This window comes from Paenibacillus agaridevorans (assembly GCF_003112455.1).
GTDB classification, from domain to species: Bacteria; Bacillota; Bacilli; order Paenibacillales; family Paenibacillaceae; genus Pristimantibacillus; species Pristimantibacillus agaridevorans.
Window position 1 is genome coordinate 15,622 of sequence record NZ_BDQX01000317.1, and the last position, 7,452, is coordinate 23,073.

The window sequence follows — 7,452 nt, forward strand, 5'->3', positions numbered from 1 at the left end:
CATCGCCGGTGGCAACGAAACCGACTATCATGTCGGCAACGTCGTTCCGGGCAGAGACTTCTCCGTCGAACGTTCGGGCGATTTCCGATCCGTTAAGGAAGGCGAGGTCTGCTCCCGCTGCAGGGAAGGCCGCCTCCAATTCGTGAAGGGAATCGAGGTTGGCCATGTGTTTAAGCTCGGGACCAAATATAGCGAGGCGCTGGGAGCCAGCTATCTGGATGCGAACGGGAGAGAGCAATCCATCATTATGGGCTGCTACGGCATCGGGGTGTCCCGTGTCGTCGCGGCGATCGTGGAGCAGCATCACGACGAGCGCGGCATGGTCTGGTCGGCTACCGTCGCTCCGTACCTTGTCCATCTCGTGCCCGTCTCCGTCAAGGATGAAACACAGCGGCAAATCGCCGAAGATTTGTATGTTTCGTTGCAGAGCTTGGGCATCGAGGTGCTGATGGACGATAGAGACGAACGTGCCGGCGTGAAGTTTAAGGATGCCGATCTGCTTGGGATGCCGATTCGCATCGTCGTAGGCAAAGACGCCGCGGATGGCAACGTCGAATATGCAGAGCGACATTCCGGCGAGAAGCGGCTTGTACCGGTCGCGGAAGCGCTGGATCGCATAAGCGGCGCCAAGGCGGCCTCGTTGCTCTAACACGTTGCGAACGGTTATATCTATTTGATATTCTGTCTCCGTTCCGATATTGGGGTATAATGGAAGAGGGATTGCAATCCAAACAAAGGCGGTGCCGAAATCATGAAATTTAGCGAGTACACATACGAGAGACCGGACGTGAAGGCGTTCGAGGGAAGGTTCAAAGAGCTGCTGGCTGCGTTCGAGGCATCGGACAGCTACGGGAAGCAAGACGCGGCGATGGCGGATATGAACAAGCTGCGCAGCGAGTTCGATACGATGCAGACGATCGCGAGCATTCGCCATTCCATCGATACGAACGACGAGTTCTACAAGGCCGAGCAGGATTTCTTCGACGAAAACGGACCGGTCGTCCAGGAGTTCGTGACGGACTACTACCGGGCGCTTGTCGGCTCCAAGTACCGCACGGAGCTGGAAGCCAAGTGGGGACGTCAATTGTTCCGTCTCGCGGAGCTGTCGCTTAAGACGTTTAGCCCCGAGGTCATCGAGGATCTCCAGCAGGAAAACAAGCTGTCGACGGAATACTCCAAGCTGATCGCCTCCGCGAAGATCCCGTTCGAAGGCGAAGAGCGCACGCTGGCGCAGCTCGGTCCGTTCCAGCAGTCGACGGACCGCGATATGCGCAGACGCGCCGCGGAAGCCTCCTCCGGCTTCATGGCGGAAAACGAGGCGACGCTCGACCGCATCTACGACGATCTCGTCAAAGTGCGTACCCGCATCGCGAAAAAGCTTGGCTTTGACAGCTTCGTAGAGCTCGGCTACGCGCGCATGAGCCGTACGGATTACGACGCGGCGATGGTCGCGAACTTCCGAGGCCAGGTGCTGGACCATATCGTTCCTGTAGCAACGAAGCTGAAGGAACGTCAGAAGAACCGTATCGCGATCGACCAACTGCTCTACTACGACGAGAATTTGGCTTTCCTGTCCGGCAACGCGACGCCGAAGGGCGATCCGGACTGGATCGTAGCGGGCGGCGCCAAAATGTACGAGGAGCTGTCCCCGGAGACGGACGCGTTCTTCCGCTTCATGCAGGACAACGAGCTGATGGATCTCGTCGCAAAAAAAGGCAAGCAAGGCGGCGGCTATTGCACGTATATCAGCGAGCATAAAGCCCCTTATATTTTCTCCAACTTTAACGGCACTTCCGGCGATATCGACGTGTTGACGCACGAGGCCGGCCATGCGTTCCAGGTGTATGAGAGTCGCGGATACGCCGTTCCGGAGTATGCCTTCCCGACCTATGAAGCATGCGAGATCCATTCCATGAGCATGGAGTTCCTGACATGGCCATGGATGGAGCTGTTCTTTAAGGAGGATGCCGACAAATACCGCTTCCATCATCTCGCCAGCTCGCTGATTTTTATCCCGTACGGCGTGACGGTCGACGAATTCCAGCATTACGTCTACGAGAATCCGGACGCGACGCCGGCTGAGCGGAAACAAGCGTGGCGCGAGATCGAAAAAAAATATTTGCCTCATCGCGATTACGGCGACAACGCCTATCTGGAGGCAGGCGGCTTCTGGCATAAGCAGGCCCACATTTTTAACTCGCCGTTCTATTACATCGACTACACGTTGGCCCAGCTCTGCGCGTTCCAATTCTGGAAAAAGTCGCGCGAGGACAGCACAGCCGCATGGAACGACTACCTCAGTCTGTGCCGTCTTGGCGGCAGCCTTTCCTTCACGGAGCTGGCGAAGTCAGCAGGACTCGACTCGCCGTTCGAAGACGGCTGCGTATCGTCCGTTATCGGCTCTATCGAGGCGTGGCTGAACAGCGTGGACGACAAGGCTCTGTAAAACCCTATTCGCGCTATTCGAGTAACGTTTCCCTATTTTGAGACTGAATAAGGATACCGGTGTCCGTTACATTTCCAAAACGGGGTAAAGCGTCGAAATAGGGTCGCTGTTAAGGCTGTCGATTCATTGTGAGTAACGGAGCTGATACGTTCTGCTTTCGCTAACGGACCTCAAAGCCTCTATTTGCAGCATTTTCGCGATATTGAAAATCTAACGGACTCAGATGACACTATTTGGTGCATTTCCGCCCATTCTATGCGGTTTTGACGGAAGTAAGGTCGTCTGTGTCCGTTACAATTTGAACAGGCCCCATTTTTGCGAAATAGCGACTGTGGTGTCCGTTACGATCAGCCTTTACTTAACTTCGCTGCCGTCCACAATGAATCGACAGTCTCCTGTTGTCCGTTGGATTTGAACAAAAACCAGCAGCATCCACGAACGAATGAGTTCTGGATTGCCGCTGGTTTTTTCGTATTCGCTAGTGGTGCTGGTCTGGTAGGTAAGCGTTGATAGCCTGTTCTGCCATTATAATTGCGGCAACAATTTCTCCAGCTTTTCGATAAAAGAGTCCCAATGACCCGAATTTGAAAATCCGATTCCCCATTCTACATCCCGCAGGGCTCCCCTTAGTTGAAGGAGTTTATCGATCTCCTCCGCGCTTAGTTCGTTTATCGGCTCCACCATATTATCATGGGGATAGTTACTAAGCTGATCATATAGTGAGTCCAATAATACGCTTTCCGCATTGGTTATAAAACCCGCTCCCGAATTCAAATCTCTAATGACCATAATATCTTGCAAAACTGATAGAGAAAGTAGAGGGTTCCCGCAGAGCGGATATGTCGTATTGTGCGAGGAATTTCCCATGTTCTGCCGTACCGATTACGTCCTGCACTATTATCTTTGGGGTCCTTTGCTCGCGTTTGGAGCTTTCTATTCGGGAACGAAGCTGGTAAGAATCGGCAGAAGCAAGGAGCTCTCTCCATGAAGGGACTTAAGCCCGTCGCCGAACCTGCAAACATCGTGCCAAATGATCGAGATGTTTGTCCAGCGTAATGGGATTGTAATTTGCCCAGTCGTCGCTCATGACGTAGCTCTTTCCCTCCTGGACGGCAGGCAACTCCTGCCAAGCCGGATGCTGCAGCATCCGGCGCCCCGCTTCTGCCATTCTTCCTGAATGGGCCAAGGCAAAAAAGACGCGATCCCCTGCATAATAAGGCAGGTCAACAGGCTCAATGCGCTTCCACTTCGTGTTGGGATCGCGATCCATTAACGATCGGACGCCGGCCGTCGGTTCGAAGCCGATGCCCTGATATAAGGAGTGGCCAAAGTGGTGGCCTGCATAGACGAACAGCCCGTCGTCGTGATAGATGAACGCCGCTGCGGTCTCCCCCTCTCGAACGCAATGCTCCAGTCTGTCTCTCGTTCGAATGGCCTTTTTTTCGTAACGCTCAATCCAGCGTTCCGCTTCTTCCTCCCGCTTAAGCAAACGTCCCATGGCGCGCAGACGCGTGTAGACGTCGCTCTCCCAATCGACCTTCACGGCATCGGCGATCCCCGACAGTTGGTCGGCAGTGAGCCGATCCAAGTAACTCGGGAACAGGATTAAGTTCGGCGACAGCCCCGACAACTGATGCAGATTAATCTGCGGCAGGTCCTCCACGCCCCGAATAGATCGCGGCGCTTCCGGTATCGTACGCAACAGCGCGTTGTTGGAGCCGAACGGCAGCACGCCCAATGCCAGCAGCTCCCCAAGATACTGAATGGAGAATATGCGCTGGTCCGTTCCGCAGCCGCCATGCGCATAACGGGATGGAGGCATGCCGAACGCCTGCTTGAACTTGCGGCTGAAATAATATTCGTCGCGATAACCTACCAAAGCGGCTACCTCACCTACCCTTCGTTCCTGACGGGACAACAGTTCCTTGGCCTTATTCATGCGCAAAGCCGTCAGATAGTCGAGAGGCGAGCGGCCCGTCAACGCCTTGAAATGACGCTCGAACCGCCAACGGCTGAGTCCTTCGCGCTCGGCAAGCCCGCCGATCTCGATATCCTCTCCGTAATGTTTCTCCAGGTAAGCGATGGTCCGCTCGATCGCCAAACGCGGATCCTTAACCGCCTTGGCGGCATTTCTCGCAGACAATACGTCATAAATCAGCTCCTGAAATCGAACATGACGATGGAGTGACAAAAGCGCATCTTCCGCGCTACTCTCTTTACTATCGCTAATGGCGCCGGGCAAAGGTGAACGCAAGCTCGCGTCGCTCTGCTTCCCTTGTAACCCCAGCAGCTCCGCCAGCCTGATCTCAAGCCGATGCACGGGCTCGCTCGGAAACGGCTGACAGCCTGCTGCAAGCAGCTGCAGACCTTGGCCGCCGCTTGGAATAAGAAACTTCAGAAGGTAAACCTTAAGCTCCGTTTCGCTAACCACTTTGAGCTCCGTCTCGGCGCCTGGCGACAGCAACAGACAATGCCCCCGATCCAGAAGCTGCTTCCCGCCGTCTGTATGGGAGATAATGAGGCCGGCTCCGTCCATGGCGGCCAGCAGCGTATATTCGTCCGCCTCGCCCAGCGACCACGCCCGGTCGCCGAAGTAGCTCTCCGCCGCGATTCCCGTCAAATAAACCTGCGGAGGCAAAGCTGCGGGTGTTGCTCTATTCATACCAGGCATTATAACCCCACCTCAAGTGATAACGATTATCAATTAATGCGATTATAACGAAAATAGCCAAGTCACGCAACGTAAAGCTGCGCCCTTGGCTATTATTGTCCAAACAACAACCGTAGTCCTACTTGGCGGTCAACACGGCAGCCATCTCGTCCAGCAGCCACTCCAGCGACAGCGGGTCGTTCATGGCCCAGTGCGAACCTACGATATACGCCTGGTTGTTCTTCACTGCAGGAAGCGTGCTCCACACAGGACCGTTTAACACTTCATTAAGCACCTTTTTGGATTCTTCGTCATCGCCTGGACCTACCAGGAAGATGCGATCGCCAACGTAATCCGGCAGCTTCTCCAGCGAGATCTCCGCCCACAGCTGCGACGGATCGCTTGCGAACAACTCCGTTACCTTGGCGGGAACCTGGAAGCCGAACGCATCGTACATAGTCGGACCCAGCCGTTGTTTGTTGTATACATACAGCTTCTTGTCCGAGTAAAGGACGAATGCCGATGCCGTCTCTCCGGGTTTAATATGAGCCTGGACGACTTCGCGTTGCTTCGCCACTTTCTCGTCATAGCCCTTCTGCCATGCCTCCGCAAGCTCCGGCTTGCCCGCCAGGTCAGCCGCCTCGCGAACATGCTCGAATGCGTCAGCTCCATAAGCGACAACGACCGTCGGAGCGACTTTGGCCAGAGCATCCACGTCGGCTGCCTCCAGGAAGTCAGGCACCACGATCAGGTCGGGCTCCAGCGCCAGCACCTTCTCGATGTTTGGCACAAGTCCGTCCCCGCCGATGTCTTCAATGCCCTCAAGCTGGTCTTGCGTCAACACCAGCTGCGCGTTCAGGTAGTTCGTTCCGACGATTGGAACGCCGAGCGCCGTAAATTCGGAAGCGTAATAGTGGACGATAATGCGCTCCGGACGGGTCGGAATTTCGACTTTGCGCCCCATTGCATCCTCGTATTCGCGCGTGCCGGACTCCGCTGACGGAGATGGCTCCGCCGACGACGTCGGCGACGCTTCTTGCGATGGCGATGGGGAAGGCGAAGCGGCAGGCGCGTTATTTGATCCGCAAGCGGCCAGCATAAGCGCCGTCAGCAGCAGGACGAGCAGGGTGATCCCATTTTTTTGGCGTACAGGGGTATACATCGTGATTCCTCCATTTGATAAACATTCTCATTATCGACGTATTCATCTTACTCCCCTCCATCCGCTTAATCCATGGACATTTCCCGCAAAAAAACTGGACAAAATGCGCGTATGGGCTCTTAAGTCGAAAGTTCAACGAACACCGGCGATCTTATGGCCGCAGCGCACTCTGTGAGAAAAACGCCTGACGGCGTCCGTTTCTATAGTCTCCTTCGTTCGTCGAAATCGCATAGAGAAAGTATGAGCACACTTGTGTTTTCCTCTATTTGAACAGCAGCCTTCGAGCATAATTGTACATATATACACAAATTCATGATCTGAGATCGGCCACGTGAAGTAAATTGTTCAATTATACACAAATTTATGTTGAAACTCCCCGCCCAGGGGTCCGCAAAGTCAATATTTGTGTAGATATACACAAATAAACCGAAAACTAACGCTTCTGGGCTAATATTTGTGTATATTCGTACAATTGTTATCGCACGCTTATGTTCCGAGGACATAATGACAGAAAACCGCCAGACACAAGCTGTTATTTCCAGCCGATTGCCTGACGGTTCATGTACACGAATGAAGGCCTATACCGCTTTTCGCTCCATAATCATTGTTACATCATATGCATTTTGCCGGCAACGCTACTGCGTCTGCGGACTTCCCGCAGCCGGGGCTTCCGCTCCGGCGGGCGGAGCCGCTCCATCAGCCGGCGGCTCGAAGCCCTCTGGCGGTTGACCACCCTGCATGCCTCCCTCGGGACGCTGACCGCGATCCGGGCGCTGGCCGCCCCCGCCGCCCATTCCACCGCCGGGACCGCCCATGCCCATGCCGCCACCGGTCGTAATGCCGGATTCGTTCACCCAAGTGACTGAGCTCGTCACCTCGAACTCTACGATCTTCGTGTCCCCGGAGTAGATGACGTATGTGCTGCCTTGCTTAATGTCCGGAGAGCTGAACAACACGGATTGGAACGTCTTCTCCGGAGCGAAGGCCGCGATCTCGTTGCCGTCGCCGTCGATCAGACGCACATTCGTACCGCCTTGAAGCGACTGAGGAAAGGTCATCAGAATCGACTGCTGCGTAGAGGTCTCCGACGTTGCCTGCACCATGCCGGAGCTGCCCGCCGCGATCAGCAACCCCCCGCTGATGTCGAACGTGCCGTCGTAGTCGAGCGAGCCGTTGCCGTTGCCCGCCGGGCCG

4 protein-coding genes and 1 pseudogene are annotated in these 7,452 nt (G+C 55.1%); 2 read left to right on the top strand and 3 right to left on the bottom strand.

Annotated features, from left to right (window positions below; translation table 11 throughout):
- A partial coding sequence (locus PAT3040_RS39005) for a His/Gly/Thr/Pro-type tRNA ligase C-terminal domain-containing protein (RefSeq protein ID WP_258235150.1) occupies nucleotides 1–649 on the top strand: 649 nt, incomplete at its 5' end.
- A gap of 102 nt (nucleotides 650–751) precedes the next feature.
- The gene (locus PAT3040_RS25415; protein WP_108994880.1) at nucleotides 752–2,446 is read left to right on the top strand and encodes a M3 family oligoendopeptidase; all 1,695 of its coding nucleotides are present in this window, start codon (nucleotides 752–754) and stop codon (nucleotides 2,444–2,446) included.
- Nucleotides 2,447–3,440: 994 nt separating this feature from the next.
- Here the strand turns inward: PAT3040_RS25415 and PAT3040_RS25425 are convergent.
- The 3 genes and pseudogenes from PAT3040_RS25425 to PAT3040_RS25435 all read right to left on the bottom strand — a co-directional run.
- Nucleotides 3,441–5,117, bottom strand: coding sequence for a helix-turn-helix domain-containing protein (locus PAT3040_RS25425; RefSeq protein ID WP_108994882.1), 1,677 nt, complete (start codon nucleotides 5,115–5,117; stop codon nucleotides 3,441–3,443).
- A 118-nt stretch (nucleotides 5,118–5,235) separates the two neighbouring features.
- On the bottom strand, nucleotides 5,236–6,258 hold the full coding sequence (locus PAT3040_RS25430; protein WP_108994883.1) for an ABC transporter substrate-binding protein: 1,023 nt from the start codon (nucleotides 6,256–6,258) through the stop codon (nucleotides 5,236–5,238).
- A gap of 635 nt (nucleotides 6,259–6,893) precedes the next feature.
- Nucleotides 6,894–7,452 (bottom strand): annotated as a pseudogene (locus tag PAT3040_RS25435) (carbohydrate-binding domain-containing protein); the annotation flags it as partial.

Excerpts from the sequence above, each read along its gene's own strand:
- PAT3040_RS25415 (WP_108994880.1), top strand. The coding sequence starts at position 752 with ATGAAATTTAGCGAGTACACATACGAGAGACCGGACGTGAAGGCGTTC.
- PAT3040_RS25430 (WP_108994883.1), bottom strand. The coding sequence starts at position 6,258 with ATGTATACCCCTGTACGCCAAAAAAATGGGATCACCCTGCTCGTCCTG.
- PAT3040_RS25425 (WP_108994882.1), bottom strand. The coding sequence starts at position 5,117 with ATGCCTGGTATGAATAGAGCAACACCCGCAGCTTTGCCTCCGCAGGTT.